Source organism: Rhodococcus jostii NBRC 16295 (assembly GCF_001894825.1).
Taxonomy (GTDB): Bacteria; Actinomycetota; Actinomycetes; order Mycobacteriales; family Mycobacteriaceae; genus Rhodococcus_F; species Rhodococcus_F jostii.
The window spans coordinates 73,515-92,444 of sequence record NZ_BCWY01000016.1; the positions used below are offsets into that span (position 1 = coordinate 73,515).

17 protein-coding genes and 1 pseudogene are annotated in these 18,930 nt (G+C 68.0%); 10 read left to right on the forward strand and 8 right to left on the reverse strand.

Annotated features, from left to right (window positions below; translation table 11 throughout):
• Nucleotides 1-50 precede the first annotated feature (50 nt).
• From RJ1_RS13200 to RJ1_RS13220, 5 genes and pseudogenes are all read left to right on the forward strand, one after another.
• Nucleotides 51-1,276: pseudogene (locus RJ1_RS13200) on the forward strand (L,D-transpeptidase).
• Between the two features lie 217 nt (nt 1,277-1,493).
• Entirely contained in the window at nt 1,494-2,591 is a 1,098-nt protein-coding gene (locus RJ1_RS13205; RefSeq protein ID WP_073360519.1) for an NAD(P)H-dependent amine dehydrogenase family protein, read from the forward strand.
• A 59-nt stretch (nt 2,592-2,650) separates the two neighbouring features.
• Complete coding sequence (locus RJ1_RS13210) at nt 2,651-3,007, forward strand: ArsR/SmtB family transcription factor (protein WP_073360520.1); 357 nt, start codon at nt 2,651-2,653, stop codon at nt 3,005-3,007.
• A complete protein-coding gene (locus RJ1_RS13215; protein ID WP_073360522.1) occupies nt 3,004-3,480 on the forward strand; it encodes an SRPBCC family protein in 477 nt (158 codons plus the stop codon). Before RJ1_RS13210 ends, RJ1_RS13215 begins: the two co-directional genes overlap by 4 nt.
• Nucleotides 3,481-3,494: 14 nt before the next feature.
• On the forward strand, nt 3,495-4,118 hold the full coding sequence (locus RJ1_RS13220; RefSeq protein WP_073360523.1) for a dihydrofolate reductase family protein: 624 nt from the start codon (nt 3,495-3,497) through the stop codon (nt 4,116-4,118).
• Between the two features lie 6 nt (nt 4,119-4,124).
• On the opposite strand, the gene RJ1_RS13225 is transcribed toward RJ1_RS13220, so the two are convergent.
• Genes RJ1_RS13225 through RJ1_RS13240 form a run of 4 tightly spaced genes read right to left on the reverse strand, consistent with a single transcriptional unit; the run spans nt 4,125 to nt 9,151 of the window.
• Nucleotides 4,125-6,110 carry a 5-oxoprolinase/urea amidolyase family protein gene (locus tag RJ1_RS13225; protein ID WP_073360525.1) on the reverse strand — a complete coding sequence of 662 codons (1,986 nt, stop codon included), beginning with the start codon at nt 6,108-6,110 and terminating at the stop codon, nt 4,125-4,127.
• The gene (locus RJ1_RS13230; protein WP_073360526.1) at nt 6,107-6,763 is read right to left on the reverse strand and encodes an urea amidolyase associated protein UAAP2; all 657 of its coding nucleotides are present in this window, start codon (nt 6,761-6,763) and stop codon (nt 6,107-6,109) included. Before RJ1_RS13230 ends, RJ1_RS13225 begins: the two co-directional genes overlap by 4 nt.
• Entirely contained in the window at nt 6,760-7,605 is an 846-nt protein-coding gene (locus RJ1_RS13235) for an urea amidolyase associated protein UAAP1 (protein WP_073360528.1), read from the reverse strand. The genes RJ1_RS13230 and RJ1_RS13235 overlap by 4 nt, the downstream gene beginning before the upstream one ends.
• Nucleotide 7,606: 1 nt before the next feature.
• The gene (locus RJ1_RS13240) at nt 7,607-9,151 is read right to left on the reverse strand and encodes an amino acid permease (RefSeq protein WP_073360530.1); all 1,545 of its coding nucleotides are present in this window, start codon (nt 9,149-9,151) and stop codon (nt 7,607-7,609) included.
• Between the two features lie 221 nt (nt 9,152-9,372).
• Between RJ1_RS13240 and RJ1_RS13245 the strand changes: the two genes are divergently transcribed.
• The 3 genes from RJ1_RS13245 to RJ1_RS13255 are packed head-to-tail and all read left to right on the forward strand — an operon-like array spanning nt 9,373 to nt 11,908.
• Nucleotides 9,373-10,080 carry a TetR/AcrR family transcriptional regulator gene (locus tag RJ1_RS13245; RefSeq protein WP_073360532.1) on the forward strand — a complete coding sequence of 236 codons (708 nt, stop codon included), beginning with the start codon at nt 9,373-9,375 and terminating at the stop codon, nt 10,078-10,080.
• 59 nt (nt 10,081-10,139) lie between these two features.
• A complete protein-coding gene (locus RJ1_RS13250) occupies nt 10,140-10,523 on the forward strand; it encodes a type VII secretion target (RefSeq protein ID WP_073360533.1) in 384 nt (127 codons plus the stop codon).
• Nucleotides 10,520-11,908, forward strand: coding sequence for a hypothetical protein (locus RJ1_RS13255; protein WP_073360535.1), 1,389 nt, complete (start codon nt 10,520-10,522; stop codon nt 11,906-11,908). Before RJ1_RS13250 ends, RJ1_RS13255 begins: the two co-directional genes overlap by 4 nt.
• A gap of 14 nt (nt 11,909-11,922) precedes the next feature.
• Here the strand turns inward: RJ1_RS13255 and RJ1_RS13260 are convergent, their stop codons facing one another.
• The 3 genes from RJ1_RS13260 to RJ1_RS13270 are packed head-to-tail and all read right to left on the reverse strand — an operon-like array spanning nt 11,923 to nt 14,512.
• A complete protein-coding gene (locus tag RJ1_RS13260; RefSeq protein ID WP_073360536.1) occupies nt 11,923-12,555 on the reverse strand; it encodes a hypothetical protein in 633 nt (210 codons plus the stop codon).
• Nucleotides 12,545-13,816 carry a histidine--tRNA ligase gene (gene hisS / locus RJ1_RS13265; protein ID WP_073360538.1) on the reverse strand — a complete coding sequence of 424 codons (1,272 nt, stop codon included), beginning with the start codon at nt 13,814-13,816 and terminating at the stop codon, nt 12,545-12,547. Before hisS ends, RJ1_RS13260 begins: the two co-directional genes overlap by 11 nt.
• Before the next feature lie 15 nt (nt 13,817-13,831).
• On the reverse strand, nt 13,832-14,512 hold the full coding sequence (locus RJ1_RS13270; protein WP_174694977.1) for an MBL fold metallo-hydrolase: 681 nt from the start codon (nt 14,510-14,512) through the stop codon (nt 13,832-13,834).
• A gap of 177 nt (nt 14,513-14,689) precedes the next feature.
• On the opposite strand from RJ1_RS13270, the gene RJ1_RS13275 reads away from it, so the two are divergent.
• Complete coding sequence (locus tag RJ1_RS13275) at nt 14,690-15,568, forward strand: peptidylprolyl isomerase (protein ID WP_073360541.1); 879 nt, start codon at nt 14,690-14,692, stop codon at nt 15,566-15,568.
• Nucleotides 15,569-15,590: 22 nt separating this feature from the next.
• Nucleotides 15,591-16,385, forward strand: a complete 795-nt coding sequence (locus tag RJ1_RS13280) for a peptidylprolyl isomerase (protein WP_073360542.1) — start codon at nt 15,591-15,593, stop codon at nt 16,383-16,385.
• A 67-nt stretch (nt 16,386-16,452) separates the two neighbouring features.
• Here RJ1_RS13280 and RJ1_RS13285 read toward each other — a convergent pair whose 3' ends face one another.
• Nucleotides 16,453-18,828, reverse strand: a complete 2,376-nt coding sequence (locus RJ1_RS13285) for a RelA/SpoT family protein (RefSeq protein WP_005241006.1) — start codon at nt 18,826-18,828, stop codon at nt 16,453-16,455.
• Nucleotides 18,829-18,930 lie beyond the last annotated feature (102 nt).

Consider the following 18,930-nt stretch of genomic DNA (forward strand, 5'->3'; position numbering starts at 1 on the left):
CGGCACTCGACGCCCGAGTGTCACACCGCACCAACACGTATAGAGGACTCATGCACCCCTCACGCGCCCACCGGCTCGCCGAACTCCTGACCCTGGTGCTACTAGCTCTGATTGTGGGCGCCTGCGCACCCGCGCCGACGCCACCCGCGCCGGCCAGCACCCCACCACCGGCGGGGCCGCCGATCACCGTGCTGCCGGCCAACGGTGCAACCGCGGTCAACCCGCTCGATCCGGTGTCGGTGACCACCAGCGGCGGCGGCACACTCGAAGCGGTCGCGATGACGAACGACGAGGGCCGCGCCATCGACGGCATCTTCACCCCCGACCACCTGTCCTGGAGCCCGGGGTTCCCTTGGGCTACGGCAAGACCTACACCCTCACCGTGACCGCGGTCGGCGACGCAGGCGCGCGCAGCGAACACACCAGCACGTTCTCCACCGTGACACCGGGTAATCAGACCAAACCCACCTTTGTCACCACCGGAGGCAACCTCCTCACTGACGACGGCACCTTCGGGGTCGGCATCGTGATCGTCACCCACTTCGACGAGCCGATCACCGACAAGGCCGCCGCCGAAAGGGCGCTCAGTGTCGAGACCACACCCCCGATCAGCGGCTCCTGGTACTGGGCGGACGATCAGAACGTGCACTGGCGTCCACAGAACTACTGGGCGCCGGGCACGAAGGTCACCGTCCGCGCCGACGTGTACGGCAAGGCGCTCGGCGAAGACCTGTTCGGGCAGGAGGATGCGGCCACCACGTTCACCATCGGCGACGCCCACATCTCCGTCGCCGACGATGCCACCAAACAGGTCACCGTCACCGAAAACGGAAGCGTGGTCCGCACGATGCCGACGTCGATGGGCATGGGCGGCACCGAAGTCGTCGGCGGGCAGACCCTGTCGTTCTGGACTCAGCCCGGCGTCTACACCGTCCTCGACAAGGCCAACCCGGTCGTCATGGACTCCTCCACCTACGGGCTGCCGGTCAACTCGCGGCTCGGCTACAACGAAAAGATCAACTACGCCACCCGCATCAGCAACGACGGCATCTACCTCCACGAACTCGCCGACACCATCTGGGCTCAGGGCAACACCAACGTCTCCCACGGATGTCTGAACCTCAGCCCCGACAACGCCCGCTGGTTCTACGACTTCTCCACCCCCGGCGACGTCGTCGAGGTCCGAGGCACCGGCGGTGCCCCACTGCAGCTGTGGCAGAACGGCGACTGGAGCGTGCCCTGGGAACAGTGGCTGGCCGGCAGCGCCCTGGCCTGAAAATTGCGATGAGGCACGCGGCACACCTCGCCGCGCAACCGCCCGCGACAGTTGCCGTGTACAAGGTGTCCACCTTGTTCAGGCCATTCTCGGCCTCGCAAGGTCCCGCGGCGCCCACTCACAACCTCCCCCAAGTTCGTTCGAACTTGCGGTCTCGACTTCCGACGTTGCCCGATTCACGCAATGGCGACCCGCAAACTCGGTAGGGTCCGTTTTCATGGCTGACCAGGGGAAGATCCGGACCGTGGTGTGGGGCACCGGAAATGTTGGGCGAGCTTCGATCCGCGCGGTCGATGCGCATCCCGGGCTCGAGCTCTCCGCGGTCGTGGTGGCCGACCCGGAGAAAGTCGGACGCGACGCCGGCGACCTCGCGCGGATGGGCCGCTCATTGGGAGTGGCAGCAACCGACGATGCCGATGCCGTGCTCGCGGACTCCCCCGGCGCGGTCGTCTACGCCGCCTCCGGCGAGATTCGGCCCGATGACGCGGCAGCCGACATCACCCGCGCCCTCACCGCGGGGGCCGTCGTGGTGACTCCGTCGATCTATGCGCTGTACGACCAGCGCAATGCGCCGCCCGAGTTGCGCGACCCGATCGAGGCGGCGGCGAAGTCGGGGGGCGGCGCCCTGTTCGTGTCGGGTGTCGATCCGGGGTGGGGCAACGACATCCTGCCGATTCTCATGACTGGTCTCGCCGGGACGATCGACCAGATCCGGTGCCAGGAGATCTTCGACTACACCACCTATGACCAGCACGATTCGGTGCGATATCTCGTCGGCATGGGTCAGCCGATGGACTACGAACCGCCGATGGTCGCGGCGACGGTGCCCACGATGGTGTGGGGCGGCCAGATCCGGCTCATCGCCAGGGCCCTCGACGTGGAGCTCGACGAGATCCGCGAAACACTGCTGCGTCGTCCGCTCGACGAGACGATCACCACCGACCTCATGGGCGATTTCGAGGCGGGCACTCAGGGAGCGCTTCGTTTCGAGGTCCAGGGCATCGTGGGCGGCGAGCCACTGATCGTCATCGAGCACGTCACCCGAATCCATCCGTCGTGCGCCCCGGACTGGCCTGTGCCGCCCGACGGCGGGGACGGCGCTCACAAGCTGATCATCGAGGGCCGCCCGCGCATCGAGGTGAACGTGGAGGCCACCGACGAGGGCGGCAATCGGGCCGCAGGCGGCAATGCCACGGCCGTGGGCCGCCTGGTCAACGCGATCCCCTGGCTCCGAACCGCCGCGCCGGGGCTCTATGACGCCCTGGACGTCCCCCTCACCCCCGGGCGCGGCAAGCTCGGCAACATTCTCAGCTGACGCGAACCCACATCACTTAGCCCTTGCGCTAACTATCGTCACGGTGAATACTTTTCCTTATGGCTCAGTATTCGGAGCAGCTGAACGGCCTCTTCCAAGCGCTCGCCGACCCCACCCGGCGCGCAGTGCTGGGCAGGCTGAGCCGCGGCCCGGCAACGGTCAGCGAACTCGCGACACCGTTCGACATGGCCCTGCCCTCGTTCATGAAGCACATCCACTTCCTCGAGGACAGCGGATGGATCCGGACGCGGAAGGAAGGCCGCGTCCGGACGTGCGCGATCGAGAAGGAGCCGTTCACCGCCGTCGAAGCGTGGATCGCGGAGCAACAGGACCTCTGGGAGCGCCGCACCGACAGGCTCGAGCAATTCGTCACCGAACACGCAGACCCGACACACACGAAGGGCGCATCGCCATGACCGACACTGCCAGAACAGATCTCGACCTCACGATTTCGCGCATCATCAAGGCACCCCGAACGGCCGTGTGGCGCGCCTGGACCGACCCGGCGAGCTTCGAACAATGGTGGGTCCCCGCGCCGTCCCGGTGCCAGGTTGTCGACATGGAACTACGCCCGGGCGGGGCATTCACGACCCAGATCAGCGAGGACGGCGGCGATTTCGTGCCGCACATGGCCGGCTGCTTCCTCGCCGTCGACGATCTCGAGCGCATCGTGTTCACCAACTCCCTCGTCGGTGGCTGGCGGCCCGCGGAACAGCCGTTCATGACCGCGATCATCACGTTGAACGACCATCCGACGGGCACGGAGTACGTCGCCCACGTGATGCACAAGAACCGCGCCGACCGCGAGACCCATGAAGAAATGGGCTTCTACGACGGCTGGGGCACCGTCACCGAGCAGCTCGCCGAATTGGCTGAGCGACAGGCATAACGGAGGAGGCAGGCATGCCTAAGATCGTCCTGCAGATGATGACGACACTCAACGGTCGCCTCGACGACCCCGCAGCGTGGATCCACGACGTCGTCGACGACCAGTACCGCGAGATCGATCGAATCTATTCGACCTATGACACGGTGCTGGTCGGGCGCACCACCTACGAGGAGATGGCCGCCTACTGGCCCCGCGCGCTGTCCGAACACGCGGGGACCGAAACCAACCAGGTCATGGCCGAACGAATGAACACCTACCGGAAGCTGGTCTTCTCTCGCTCCGGAGACCACCCGCCGACCGAATGGGCCAATACCGAACAGGTCATCGTGGCCACGGACGACGATCTGACGCGATATCTCGTGGACCTGAAGGCTCAGCCGGGCAAAGACATTCACCTGTCCGGCGGATCGTCCTTCGCGCGATCGGTCCTCGCGCTGGGACTGGTGGACGAGTTCTATTTCTTCGTCTACCCGGTCATATCACCGGGCGTCTCCTCGTTCTCGGAGATACCCGACCAGCGTGGCCTCGAACTGGTGGGCACCGAGTCGTACGGCAACGGGGTGGTCGAAGTGCACTACGTGCCCCGGGAAGGCGCGGACCCACCCCGGCCGAACAGCTTCACCGACCTGCTCGCATAACGCCGATCAGCCCACCGTCGCGAACTCCCCTGCCTCCGACCATCGTTGCCGCTCGGCGGCGAAGGCGACGGCCTGTCCGGCCCGGAAGTCCCCGATCGCTTCGGCATTCGCAGTGAGGAACTGCTGGTGTTCGGCGAGCGAGAACGTGCCGTCGGTGATGTCGACGCCGCCGCCACGGCCCGCCGCGACGTCGGATCGCAGGTCCATCAGCTCCTCCGGTTCGACCGGGTACCAGGAGATCCGGTCGAAGAACCGGAGCAGCCAGGGTGTGCCGTCCTCGAACGGTCCGGACTTCTCGGGGTGCCGGTGGTTCCACACCTGGGTGGTGCGGCCGACGAACTGGTAGCCGCCCGGACCTTCCATTCCGTAGATGCACAGATAGGCGCCGCCGATGCCCACCGCGTTCTCCGGCGTCCACGTGCGGGCGGGGTTGTACTTCGTCGTGACCAGCCGATGTCGGGGGTCGAGGGGTGACGCGACGGGTGCGCCGAGGTAGACGTCGCCGAGTCCGAGCACCATGTACTCCGCACCGAAGACGGTGTCGAACACATCGTCGACACTGCCGAGGCCGTTCATGCGGCGGATGAACTCGATGTTCCACGGGCACCACGGAGCGTCGGACCGGACACCGTGCATGTACCGCTGGATCGCCTCACGCGTCGAGGGGTCGTCCCACGACAGCGGCATCCGCACGGACCGGCTGGGCACCACGAGTTCGTTCGCCGCGGGCAGCGCGTCCTCGGCCTCGCCGAGCAGCCCCATGAGCGTGGGGATCGGCAGCACGTCGGGGTCGACCCGGACCTGCAGCGACCGGATGCCCGGTGTCAGGTCGAGCAGCCCGGCCGGCTTCTCGACCTCGAGACGCTGGTGCAGGGCGTGGGCGCGGGCCCGTAGTGCGAGGTCGAGGCTCATGTCGCCGTATTCGACGAGCACGTTGTCGTCGCCGGAGCGCCGGTATGTCACGGCGGTCTCGCCGTCGCGCCGGGCGATCACGCCGTCGTCGCGGTCTCCGGTGGTGGAGAAGACCGTCGAGTGCGCCGCCCGCCGCGCGGGCCCCAGCGCACGCGGGGACGCGGCCCGGTCGGCCCGGATCGGCACGAAGCGAATCGTGTTGCCGGGGGCCAGTTGTCCGAGCTTCCAGCGTTCCGCGGAGACGACGGTGACAGGGCACACGAACCCACCGAGGCTCGGTCCGTCCGGGCCCAGGAGAATCGGTGTGTCTCCCGTGAAGTCGAGGGCTCCGACCGAGTAGGCGTTGTCGTGGATGTTGGACGGGTGCAGTCCCGCCTCGCCGCCGTCCGTACGCGCCCAGTCGGGCTTGGGCCCGATCAACCGCACCCCGGTGCGATCCGAATTGAAATGCACCTCGTAGTCGGTCCCGTACAGCGTGTCGATGTCGGCGCGGGTGAAGAACTCGGGTGCGCCGTGCGGTCCCTCGGTGACCGCAATCTCCCATCGACTGCAGAGGGCGGGAACGTGTTCGGCCGGAACCGCGGCCGGGCTGCCACTGCCCGGTTCGCCGACCCCGAGCACGTCACCCTGCCGCAGCGTGCGCCCCTCGTGACCGCCGAACTTGCCGAGGGTGAACGTCGACGCGCTACCGAGGAACCCCTCGACGTCGAGACCGCCCTGGACGAGGACGTAGATGCGCAGACCGGGTCCGGCGACCGCCCCGACGTCGAGGACTCCGCCGGCCGGAACCCGCACCGGACGCCACTGCGCCTGCAGCACCCCGTCGACGGTGACCGGTACGGGCGCCCCCGTCACACAGACCAGCGTGTCCTCGTCGAATTGCAACGCGGGACCGGACATGGCGCACTCGATTCCGGCGACGCCCTCGGCGTTTCCGAGTGCGGTGTTGCCGAGCCGGAACGACAGGTCGTCCATGGGTCCTGACGGCGGCACACCGACGTGCCAGTACCCGATCCGTCCAGGGTAGTCCTGGACGGTGGTGAGCATGCCGGGCCGGAGAACGGTGATCTTGGCGCTCATGCCGATGCTCCCGTCGGCCGGGTCACGATCATCCGGACCGGGGTCGGATCGAAACCGTTGCAGGGGTTGTTGATCTGCGGGCAATTGGACACCAGTACCAGAACATCCCGCTCCGCGCGGAGTGCCAGGCGACGGCCGGGTGCGGACAGTCCGTCGACGATTCCGAGGGTGCCGTCGGCGTCGACGGGAACGTTCATGAAGAAGTTGATGTTCGACACCAGATCCCGCTTCCCGATCCCCCATCGGGCCCCTTCCGCCAGGAAGTTCTCGACGCACGCGTGCTGGTGTTTGGTGTGGTGGCCGTATCGGAGGGTGTTGGACTCCTGCGAACAGGCGCCTCCCACCGTGTCGTGGGAGCCGACCTCGTCGGCCACGAGTGTCATCAGCGCGTCGTGATCGTCGGTTCGCAGAACGCTTCCCGTCGTCAGGAACAGATTTCGCTGCGCCGACACGGTCGCCGCGGCCGAGTACCGGTGCCGGTGCTCGTCGGCCGCGTAGATCAGAGTGTCCACGGCCTGGTTGCCGCACAGATCCACGATGGTCAGGACGTCACCGGCCTCGACCACGGCGGACCAGGGCCCCCGGGCGCCGACTTCCTCGTCCAGGATCACCGTTCCCGGTACCAGCGGTGCGGTCTCGATGGTGGTGGTCATGCCTGCTCCCGTCCCTGGAACTGCATGGCAGCCCAGACGTCTTCGGTGTTGAGAAAGGCGCGTCGGTACTCCGGGTCGGCGTCGACCGGCACGGTGACTGCCTCCCCGGTCCACGCGAGCACTTCGAGCGCGGTGGTGTCGTAGGTCGGCGACGGATCGAGCGGATGCGCCGTGTTGGCGATCAGGACGATCACCGGGAGGTGGATCAGCAGGTCGACCGCGGTGTCCGCGCCGGCCGATCCGATGCTGCTCAGCGCCCCGTCCGCACCGACCCGCACCCCGTGGAAGAACGACAGCGACGGCGGGAGGTCGCGCCGCTCGAGGCCGTGCTTCGCGGCGGCCACGGTGAAGAGCTCACGACCGGCCGGGGAAGGCGAATGCAGCCTGCCGTCGCCGTATTTCGCGGTGTTCGACGCGAGCGACGTGGTGCCGCAGAGGGCGTCGTGGTGCCCGGACCCGTCCGACACAACGGTCGCGAGCACGCGACCCTGGTCGGAGAGCAGCGGATGTCCCGCCCCGATATACGCCTGCCACGGCACCTTGACGGTGTCGGCGACGTTCAACCGCTCCCACGGCGCGTCCGCCCGGTACAGCAGCAGGTGTGCGCAGGCTCGGCCGTCGACGTCGCGCAGTCGCAGTCGCGTTCCGCGGGCCAGCACCTTCGTGGCGTACCGGCCGCCGGGGACCGTCTCGGCCCACGTGAGCAGTGCCGGATCGATACCGGACGGCGGCGTCGGCCAGGCCGACGCCGGGACCACCGGCATCGAGTCGGTGATCACTCCCGACTGGGCACGCGCGTGTTCCCTCGCGGCGCTGGTGGTCGAGGTGTCCACTGAGGTCATGTCAGGCTCCGATCGTGACGGGGTTGGGGGTCGTGCGGCCGCGCGGGAAGCACGCGATTCCGAGCGCGACGACCGCGGCGACGGTGACGGGGGCGGCCCACCGCAGGAGGGGGTAGTCGCCGCTGGGGTCGAAGATCTCCGCTCGCGGCCAGGACAGGTTGACGACCATCAGCGCCCCGTAGCCGACCGCGAGGATGTTGACGGGGAGTCCGAACCGACCGAGCGAGAACAGCTTCCGTCCGTCAGCGTCGACCTGAGGTCCGCCGTGCGGCCAGCCCTTCAGCCTCCGCAGCAGGAGCGGCACCGTGACCATCAGGTATGCGAGGTAGATCAGGATGATGCAGACGCTCGAGAGGGTCGCGAAGATCGCGGAGTTCCCGACGTTGACGGCGAGGATGCCGATGCAGACGACCCCGATCAGGACGGACGGCGCGATGGGGGTTCCGGTGCGGGTGTTCACCTTCGACAGGAGATGCGAGGCGGGCAGGCGTCCGTCGCGGGCCATCGAGAACACCAGCCGGGACGCCGCCGTCTGGATGGCGAGCGTGCAGACGAACACGGCGATCGCGACGTCGACGAGAAGGAGCGTGCCCCACGGGGAGCTGAGGATCGACGAGAGCACGTACGGCAGACCTTCGGTGGCGAGGCGCCCGTCGGTCAGGCTCGGTGCGGCCATGAGTGCACCGATGATCATCAGCCCGCCGCCCAGCGCCGACACGGAGAGCGCGAGGCGGATCGTGCGCGGCGCCACCCGGCGCGGGTTCCTCGTCTCCTCGGCCAGTTCGCCGGCGGAACCGAACCCGACCATCACGTAGGCCGCCATCAACCCCGAGACGATCCACGCCCAGCCGTATCCGGGTGATGCTCCGGCGGTGCCGGTGTCGAACACGACCTGCGGCCCGCGCTGGGCGTGCGTGAAGAACATGCCGATCACCGCGATGACGCCGATGATCTCGCAGGTGACGCCGATGTTGTTGATCCTGGACATCCAGTTGACGCCGATGGAGTTGATGAACGTCGTCAGCACGAGGAGGACGGAGCCCAGCAGTACCGCGTTGGCGGCGCCGCTCGCGGACGTCAATGTGCTGTCCTCGCCGATGATCTGGAATCCGCTCCACACGTTGGGAAGCACGACCTGCAGGGCGATGGCCGCGGCGGAGGCCGTCACCATCTGCGCGAGGATCATGAACCACCCGGCGAACCAGCCGACGATCTCACCGCCCATCCGGCGTGACCACTGGTAGATCGCGCCGGAGATCGGGTAGCGAGCAGCCAGCTCGGCGAAGTTGAGCGCCACCATGAACTGGCCGACGAACACGACGGGCCACGTCCAGAAGAACGCCGGTCCGGCGAAACCGAATCCGAGCCCGAACAGCTGGAAGATCGTAGTGAGGATGGAGACGAACGAGAACCCGGCGGCGAACGAGGCGAACTTACCCAGCGAACGGTGAAGTTGCTGCTCGTAGCCGAATTCGCCGAGGTCGCCCGTGTCGTCGCCGCCGGCCCCACCGGACGGGCGGGGAGGTGCGGCCGGCGCGGACAGCACTTGCGCAGTCCTTGTGGGTGTACTCAAGGGCTTACTCCTTCGGCGAGAGCAATATCTGTCGCTCGATAGTTTTCTCGGGGAGAGGCCTCGGTGGGTGACGCCCGCGTATACAGATCGCGGCCGGTCGTAACAGCATCGTTGCCTACGTTTCGGGGGCGTGACGAAACCCTCACGGCGGGTGGCCACCGTCGATCCTGGACGTCACCTGACATCATGGAGCGGTGACCACAGGGCCGGGACGACCCCGACTGACCAGTCAGCGCAGACCGGGGCAGAGCACTCCCGAGGAGATCCTCGACGCCGCCGGAGAGCTGTTCACCACCAAGGGTTTCGCAGCCACGTCGACCCGGCAGATCGCCGAGATGGTCGGCATCAGGCAGGCGTCTCTGTACCACCACTTCCCCAACAAGGAAGAGATCCTGGCAGCGCTCCTCGAGGAGACCGTCTCCCCCGCGCTGGCCGCCGCCGACCGGATCTGCGGCGCCCCCGAGCCCGCCACCGTGCGCTTGCACGCACTGGCCACCTTCGACGTCACCCAGCTCACCACCACCAAGTGGAATCTCGGTGCGCTGTATCTCCTCCCGGAGCTGCTGACCGACCGATTCGAGCCGTTCCGCACCCAGCGCACGCTGCTGCGTGGGCACTATCGACAGCTCGCGGACCTCGCGCTCACCGAGATCGCCGACGGCTCCGGCAACGCCTCCCCTGTCCTAGCCGACCTGCCGTTCCGAATCGTCGAGAGCGCCATCGCAACCCGCGCCGACATCGAACGCGGCCTGCTTCCAGGACCCGAGAACGAGGGTGCCGCCGGACTCCTCGCCGACACGTGCCTCCGCGCCCTCGGATGGACGAAGCCGATGGACGATATCCGGTCGAAGTCGCGGACACTCCTCGCCGAGACGGCGACCGGAACACCCCGTCACCTCTAGCCGTACACGTCGGTCCCGTGAGATAAAGTCTGGCGAACGCTTATCACTGGGGGGTTATCTTGAGCGATGTCTTTGTCGTCACGGACGGCATCAGGAATTACAGCGCCACCGCAGCGCAGGCCGCCGAACAGATCAGCAGCGCCGCCGCGCTCGATCTCGGAACAAATCTCGCGGCACTGGCACCCGTGTTCGGTCCGATCGGCGCCGACTTTCTCGCGTCCTTCGCTGCCGCACAGGCGAATCACGCCAAGTCGGTCGCCGAACTCGCAACCCACTACGCGCAGACCGCACTCGCCGCCCACACCACCGCGGAGTCCTACGACTCCGTCGACGGCTCCACCGGCGCCGCGCTCGGCACTGTCGGCGAGGGAATCCGAGCCGCCCTCGGCACTGTCGGCGAGGTAATCGGTACTGTCGGCGAGGGAATCGGAGGGCAAGCATGACGGCCGCCGGAACTCCCGCAGAACACGGAACGATCCTCGATCTGATCCAGGGATCCCCCGTCGGCGACGCCCTCGACACACCACTGCCGAGCACACCGCTCGAGGCCCTGCAGAACTTGCCGCTCGGTCCGTTGCTCGACGCGCCGCTCGGTGACCTGCCGCCGCTGCCGGCGCTGCCGGCCCTGCCGCCGAACCCGGTCGATGCGCTGCTGCAGGGTCAGGCTCTACCCGGACTGCCGGGTGTGGACGAACTGTTCAAGCCGCTCACCGACCTCGCCGGGAGTTTCGGCACCGGTACGTTCGGCTCGTTCGATCCGACGGCCCTTCTCGACATGTCCTCGGGCATGATCGATCAGGCGATGTCGATGAGCATGGCGGGGCTGAAGGTGCTCGACCAGATCTGGCAGAGCCAGGCAGCGCAGGCGGCGCAGTCCCAGGGCCTGCAGGCGCAGTCGAGTGGTACGGAACTGAGTGAACGCGGCACGGCGATCTCCGGCACCACGCAGACCGCCGCCGCGTCAGTGGCGCGGGGCAACGCGAATCTCATGACGATCTCGGAGTCGTTCGCGGCCACCGCGGTCGCCGCCGCCCCGATGGTGATGACCCCACCCGGGCAGGCGATGCTCCTCGCGTCCGCCGCCGAGCACATCAAGGCGGCCATCGGGGTGGTGACGCAGACGCGCACCGAACTGAACGAGCAGACCCTCACGATGAACGGTCTCGCCGCGCCTGTTCCGGTACCGCCGCCTCCGGCGCCCGGAGCCGTGGCGGGGGCCGCCCCGACGTCTCCGTTCGCCCTCGCGTCGACCGTGATCGAGGAGGTGGGCAAGCCGATGATCTCCGCCGTCACCGACAGCGTCGGCGACCTGGTGTCGGCGAGCACCCAGGCGGCGAGCGTCTCGTCGGGCGACCTGCCCGCGGACACCGTCGCAGCGAAATCCGGTGTGACCTCCGCCCACGGGGGCGCGGGCGGGGTCCCCGGCGCGGTGGGAATCGCCGGCGGTGCGGGCATCGGCATGTACGGCGGCGGCGCAGGCGGAAGCGCTTCCGCGAGTGGCGGTTCCGCGGGAGTCGGCCCCGTGCCGCGCGGAACGGTCGGCGGAGCAGTCGTTCCCCCGGCGGTACCCGGCGGCGCCACGTCGACTGCCTCCGCTCCCACACCCGCACAGCCCCTGCCACCCGGCGGCGCCATGGGCGGCATGGGCGGCGCCGGCATGGCTGGTGCCGGACGCGGGGGCGACGAGCAGCTGAGCGGCCGGACCACACCGAGCTACCTCGTCAACGCCGGCGAGAACAACGCGTTCGTCGGCAATCTCCCGATGGTCGCACCCGCCGTGATCGGTGGCGACGAACTCGACGACACCGCGTTCGGCGATCGGAGCTGACCACTCGGTCGAGCTCAGTCGATGAGTGCAGCCACCTCATGATCGGTGAGCGTGGTGGTGGGTACGCGGCCTTCCGCACGCACCAGTTCCACGGCCCGGAACAGGGGGCGTTCGGACAACCCCGCGCCCCGCGCCTCGCCGCGTAACTGCTCGATGAGCACCGACGCAATCGCGGCGGCCGGTACCAGTTCACTCGTGGTCAGGGCGTCGGCCAGTCTGCGGAGCCCCAGCACCTCGAGTTCACGACCGCCGTCGGTCGTGTAGAGGGCGAGCGGAACCGCGAGGGCGCCGTCCGGATCCGTGATCCGGACGCTCACCTCGCTCACCCGCGCCGAACGCACCACCAGTTCGGCCGCGACCGCCCGCGTGACGTCGACGTGCCGGCTGCGCAGTCCCCCCGTCGACCGGATCCGCCCGTTCTGCAGCGTGACACGACGGCGCAAGGTGAGGAGGGCGGACGCGGCGGTCGGGACCGCGATCACGGCCCCGACCGTCACACCGATCCACACCGATGCGAAGAATCCGACGATGACGCCGACCACCACACCGATCAGCACGGCGATCGCCGCAACCCGCTTGAGCCGCGGTGCGATCAACTCGATCGGAACGAGGTCGAGTGATACCGGCGGCGTGTCGTCAGGCGCCAAGGATCGCTCCGACGCGCGCGACGACGTCCGCCGAGGAGACCGATTCCTGATCGCCGGTGGCGAGGTTCTTGATTCCCACCGTTCCCTCGGCGATGTCGCGGTCGCCGAGCACGAGTGCCAGCGCGGCACCGGACCGGTCGGCCGCCTTCATCGCGCCCTTCACCCCACGGTTGCCGTAGGCGAGATCGACCCGAATTCCCTGGGCGCGCAACTGCTGAGCGATCACCACCAGCTTCGCCTTCGCCTCGTCGCCCAGCGGAACCCCGAAGACCTCACAACGGGCAGTCGACCCCGCGGTTTTACCCTCCGCAGCCAGGGCGAGGACGGTGCGGTCGACACCGAGCCCGAAACCGATGCCCGACAACGGCTGACCGCCGAGCTGCGCCATCAGGCCGTCGTAGCGTCCGCCGCCGCCGATGCCCGACTGCGCGCCGAGACCGTCGTGAACGAACTCGAACGTGGTCTTCGTGTAGTAGTCCAGGCCGCGGACCATGCGCGGGTTGACCACATACGGCACCCCCAGCGCGTCGAGGTGGGCGAGCACCTCGTCGAAGTGCGCCTTCGCGGTGTCGGAGAGGTGATCGAGCATGAGCGGCGCGTCCGCCGTCATCTCGCGGACCTCCTTGCGCTTGTCGTCGAGGACCCGCAGCGGGTTGATCTCCGCCCGCCGGCGCGTCTCCTCGTCGAGGGGAAGGGCGAACAGGAAGTCCTGCAACCGTTCCCGGTATTGCGGCCGGCAGGTGTCGTCGCCGAGGGAGGTGATCTCCAACCGGAACCCCTCGAGACCGAGACCCCGGAAACCGGCGTCGGCGACAGCGATGACCTCGGCGTCCAAGGCCGGGTCGTCGACTCCGATGGCCTCCACCCCGACCTGCTGCAGCTGACGGTAACGTCCGGCCTGCGGACGCTCGTACCGGAAGAAGGGGCCGGCGTAGCTCAACTTCACCGGCAACTGGCCGCGGTCCAGGCCGTGCTCGATCACGGCACGCATCACGCCTGCCGTGCCCTCGGGGCGCAAGGTCACCGAACGATCGCCGCGGTCGGCGAACGTGTACATCTCCTTGCTGACGACGTCGGTGGACTCGCCGACACCGCGGGCGAAGAGCCCGGTGTCCTCGAAGATGGGAAGCTCGATGTGGCCGTACCCGGCCAGTCGCGCCGCGCGCGTGAGTCCGTCACGGACCGCGACGAACTCGGCGGACTGCGGTGGGACGTAATCGGGAACGCCCTTGGGGGCGGAGAAGGTGCTGGCTTTGCTCACTGTCGTTACTTTTCCTTATTTCGTTCCCGAGAGTCCAACGAGAAACGGGTTCGACCCACGTTCGGCGCCGACGGTGCTCGACCCGCCGTGTCCGGGAAGAACCGCCGTGTCGTCGGCGAGGATCAGCAGCTTGTCGGCGATGGACTGCAGCAACTGTTCGTGATTGCCGCCGGGTAGATCGCTGCGGCCGATCGACCCCTGGAACAGGGTGTCACCGGTGAGGGCGATCTCGACGGGACCGTTCCCGGTGTCGACCCGCGTCCGGAAGACCACGGACCCCTGGGTGTGGCCGGGGGTGTGATCGACGGCGAACGACATCCCGGCCTGCTCGATCACGTCGCCGTCGGCGAGTGCGATCACGTCGCTCGGCTCGACGAACGCCATGCCCTCGATGAACGGTTTCATCGTCGGTCCGATGCCGCGACCGGGGTCGGACAGCATGTACCGGTCCTCGGGGTGGATGTATGCGGGAATCCCGAACTTCTCGCAGACGTCGTAGGCGTTCCAGACGTGGTCGAGGTGGCCGTGGGTCAGCAGCACCGCGGTGGGGGTGAGATTCGACTGGTCCAGGAACTCGAACAGCGGCTCGGCGGCGTCCTGTCCTGGGTCGACGACGACGCATTCCTTTGCATCGTCCTGCGCGAGGATGTAGCAGTTGGTCTGAAACATCCCGGCCGGGAATCCTGTGACGAGCACGCGTGACGCTCCTGTTCGAGTGATCATTGCAGTCGGTACAGCCTAAGCCGCCGCCCGGCCAGGATGTTCTCAGGTTCGGATGGCAGACTCTGGAGGTCGTGTGCCGGGGGTAGTTCGCACCGACCGACTGCTATATCGACCGACTTCCAGACAGACCGATACGGGAGGACCACCGCAGTGCCGAGCAACGAGCAGCGCCGGGAAGCAGCCAAACGAAAGCTCGAGCGTCAGCTCGAACGCCGCGCCGACAGAGCGCGCAAGCGCAAGCAGTTGACCATCGCCGGTTCGGTACTCGGTGTCGTGCTCGTGGTGGCCGCCGGAGCGGTCGTGTTCGCCCTCACCAGCGGCGACGACAACGCGACGGACGCATCGGCGGCCGAGTCCGCGTCGGCGTCACCCCAGTCGCCCGGTGTGATGCCCGCGGGCCGCTCCGAACCCCTGCCCGAGAAGGTGTCCTGCACCTACACCCCCGGCCCGGCGCCGGCGGCGAAGCAGGTGAACCCGCCGCGCACCGACGAGATCGACACCACCCTCCAGGAAGTCAGCGTCAGCATGCAGACGACGCAGGGCAACATCGGTCTGACCCTGGACAACGCCGACTCGCCGTGCACCGTCAACAACTTCCTGAGCCTGGCGAGCCAGAACTACTTCGACAACACCCCGTGCCACCGGCTCGTCACCTCCGAGGGTCTCAAGGTCCTGCAGTGCGGCGACCCGACGGGTGCGGGCACCGGCGGCCCGGGCTACGGCTTCGCCAACGAATTCCCCACCGACCAGTACGACGCCTCCGACCCGTCCCTGCAGGTCCCGGTGACGTACCCGCGCGGCACCATCGCGATGGCCAACAGCGGTCAGCCCGACAGCAACGGCAGCCAGTTCTTCCTCGTCTACGCCGATTCGCAGCTGCCCCCGCAGTACACCGCGTTCGGGAAGGTCGACGACACGGGTCTCGCGACCATCGAGAAGGTGGCGGCGGCCGGTGACGACGGATCGATGCAGGCCGGCGGCGGCAAGCCCAACCTGCCCATCGACATCACGTCCGTCCGGATGGACTGACGTCTCGTGTGAGGATGGACCGATGAAACGCACCTCGATCCTCGTCGCAGGCGTGAGCCTCGCGGTCCTCCTCGCCGGCTGTTCGGATTCGTCCGACTCCGGTGGCTCGTCGACCAGCACCTCGTCGAAGGCGGCACCCACGAGCGCGGCTGCGCAGTCGCTCGACCTGTCCAAGTTCGGCACGTTGCCGCCGGTCCCGGCGCCCGCCGCGGCCACCGTGGATTGCACGTATCCGGAAGGGCAGCCCGCTGCCAAGGACGTCACCCCGCCGCCCACGTCCGGGGTGTCCACCGAGGGCACCGTCCCGGTCGATCTCACGACGAGCGCCGGACCGATCGGCCTCGTCCTCGACCGCGCCGAGGCCCCGTGCACGGTCAACAGCTTCACCAGCCTGGCCCGGCAGGGCTACTTCGACGACACACCCTGCCACCGGCTGACGACGGAGCTGGGGCTGCAGGTGCTGCAGTGCGGCGACCCCAGCGGGAAGGGCACGGGCGGACCGGGCTACGGCTTCGTCACCGAGTACCCGGAGACGGCGTTCGCGCCGAACGACCCGGCCCTGGCGAATCCGGTGGTCTACCCCCGCGGCACCGTCGCCATGGCGAACAGCGGGACACCCGGCAGCAACGGCAGCCAGTTCTTCCTCGTCTACGCCGACTCGGTGCTCCCGCCCAACTACACCGTCTTCGGTTCGATCTCCGAGGAGGGCCTCGCGACGGTCGAGAAGATCGCGGCGGACGGTGACGACGGATCGATGTCCGCCGGCGGCGGCAAGCCCAACACGCCGGTCCAGATCGAGACCGCGAAGGTCGGCTGACCTCTCCCCCGGCACGCGAACGGGACGGTCGTTCGATCTGATCGAACGACCGTCCCCTTCGTCGTTGTCAGGCGGCGGACGTCACCCGGTACACGTCGTACACGCCCTCGACGTTGCGGACCACGTTCAGCACGTGCCCGAGGTGTTTCGGGTCGCCCATCTCGAACGTGAACTTGCTGATCGCCACCCGGTCACCGGACGTCGTGACCGACGCCGACAGGATGTTGACCTTCTCGTCGGCGAGGGCCTTCGTCACGTCCGACAGCAGTCGGTGCCGGTCGAGGGCCTCGATCTGGATGGCCACGAGGAACACCGAGGACGGGGACGGCGCCCACTTGACCTCGATGATGCGCTCGGACTGCTCCTGCAGGGAGCCGGCGTTGGTGCAGTCGGTGCGGTGGACGCTGACCGCACCGCCCCGGGTCACGAACCCCATGATCTCGTCGCCGGGAACGGGTGTGCAGCACTTGGCCAGCTTGGCGACCGTGCCTTCCGCTCCGGGAACCAGTACACCCGCATCGCCGGTGCTGCGCGGGCGCATCGGCATGGTGGACGGAGTCGACCGCTCGGCGAGCTCCTCCTCGACGTCGCCGACCCCGCCCAGGTGAGCCACCAGCCGCTGCACGACGTGCTGCGCCGACACATGGCTCTCGCCGACGGCCGTGTAGAGCATCGACACGTCGGTGTAGTGCAGCTCGTGCGCGATGGACGCCATCGATTCGGCGTTCATCAGCCGCTGCAACGGCAGACCGACCCGCCGGACCTCCTTCGCGATCGCGTCCTTGCCCGCCTCGAGCGCCTCTTCGCGGCGTTCCTTCGCGAACCATTGCCGGATCTTCGTCTTGGCCCGCGGGGACACGACGAACGTCTGCCAGTCGCGGCTCGGACCGGCGTTGACGGCCTTGGAGGTGAAGACCTCCACCACCTCGCCGTTCTCCAGCTTGCGTTCGAGCGCCACCAGACGGCCGTTGACCCGGGCGCCGATACAGCGGTGCCCGACCTCCGTGTGGACGGCGTACGCGAAGTCGACGGGGGTCGACCCGGCGGGCAACGTCACCACGTCGCCCTTGGGCGTGAAGACGAAGATCTCCTTGACGGCGAGGTCGTAGCGCAGGGACTCGAGGAACTCCCCCGGGTCGGCGGCCTCACGCTGCCAGTCGAGGAGCTGACGCATCCAGGCCATGTCGTCGACCTCGGCGACGTCGCCCGAGTGCCTGCCCTTGGTCTCCTTGTACCGCCAGTGCGCGGCGATACCGAACTCCGCGGTCCGGTGCATGTCGTGGGTGCGGATCTGCACCTCGAGAGGTTTACCCTCGGGGCCGACCACCGTGGTGTGCAGCGACTGATAGACGCCGTAGCGCGGCTGCGCGATGTAGTCCTTGAACCGGCCCGCCATCGGCTGCCACAGCGAGTGGACGACACCGACGGCCGCGTAACAGTCCCGGACCTCGTCGCACAGGATCCGCACACCGACCAGGTCGTGGATGTCGTCGAAGTCGCGGCCCTTGACGATCATCTTCTGGTAGATCGACCAGTAGTGCTTGGGCCTGCCCTCGACGACCGCGTTGATGCGCGACGCCGTCAGCGTCGCGTTGATCTCCGCACGGACCTTCGCGAGGTAGGTGTCCCGCGACGGCGCACGGTCGGCGACGAGCCGCACGATCTCGTCGTACTTCTTGGGATGCAGGATCGCGAAGGACAGGTCCTCGAGCTCCCATTTCACGGTCGCCATGCCCAGCCGGTGGGCGAGGGGCGCGATCACCTCGAGGGTTTCGCGGGCCTTGCGGGCCTGCTTCTCGGGTGGCAGGAACCGCATGGTCCGCATGTTGTGGAGCCGGTCCGCGACCTTGATCACGAGCACGCGGGGATCGCGGGCCATCGCGATGATCATCTTGCGGATGGTCTCGCCCTCGGCAGCGTTGCCGAGCACCACCTTGTCGAGTTTGGTGACGCCGTCCACGAGGTGGGCGACCTCTTCACCGAACTCGTCGGTCAGCTGTTCGAGGGAGTACCCGGTGTCTTCGACGGTGTCGTGGAGCAGCGCCGCGACCAGGGTCGTCGTGTCCATCCCGAGTTCGGCGAGGATGCTGGCGACGGCGAGCGGGTGCGTGATGTAGGGATCGCCGGATTTGCGGCGCTGGCTGGCGTGTCGTTCCTCCGCCACGTCGTAGGCGCGCTGCAGGAGCGCCAGGTCGGCTTTGGGGTAGAGCTCGCGATGCAGGCTGACGAGGGGTTCGAGAACCGGCCGGATGGTCGTGTTCCGCTGCCCCGTGATGCGCCTGGCGAGTCGCGCTCGTACCCGGCGCGATGCGGACGCCGGAACGGCAAATCCCTGTGCTCCACGGTTGTTACCGGAAGCCGGGTTCGCTGCAGGTGACTCGGCATCGGATTGCGCAGACGAGGTTGATCCCGTGTTCTGCGACCGATCAAGATTCGAAGTCATGCCGTCACCTCCTACCACTGAAATGGCTCGGGCCCTGCGGCCCTGGTTGGTCTCGGGCATGCGCCCCGGTGGCCGCGACGACCACCAGGCACAACTTTAGTA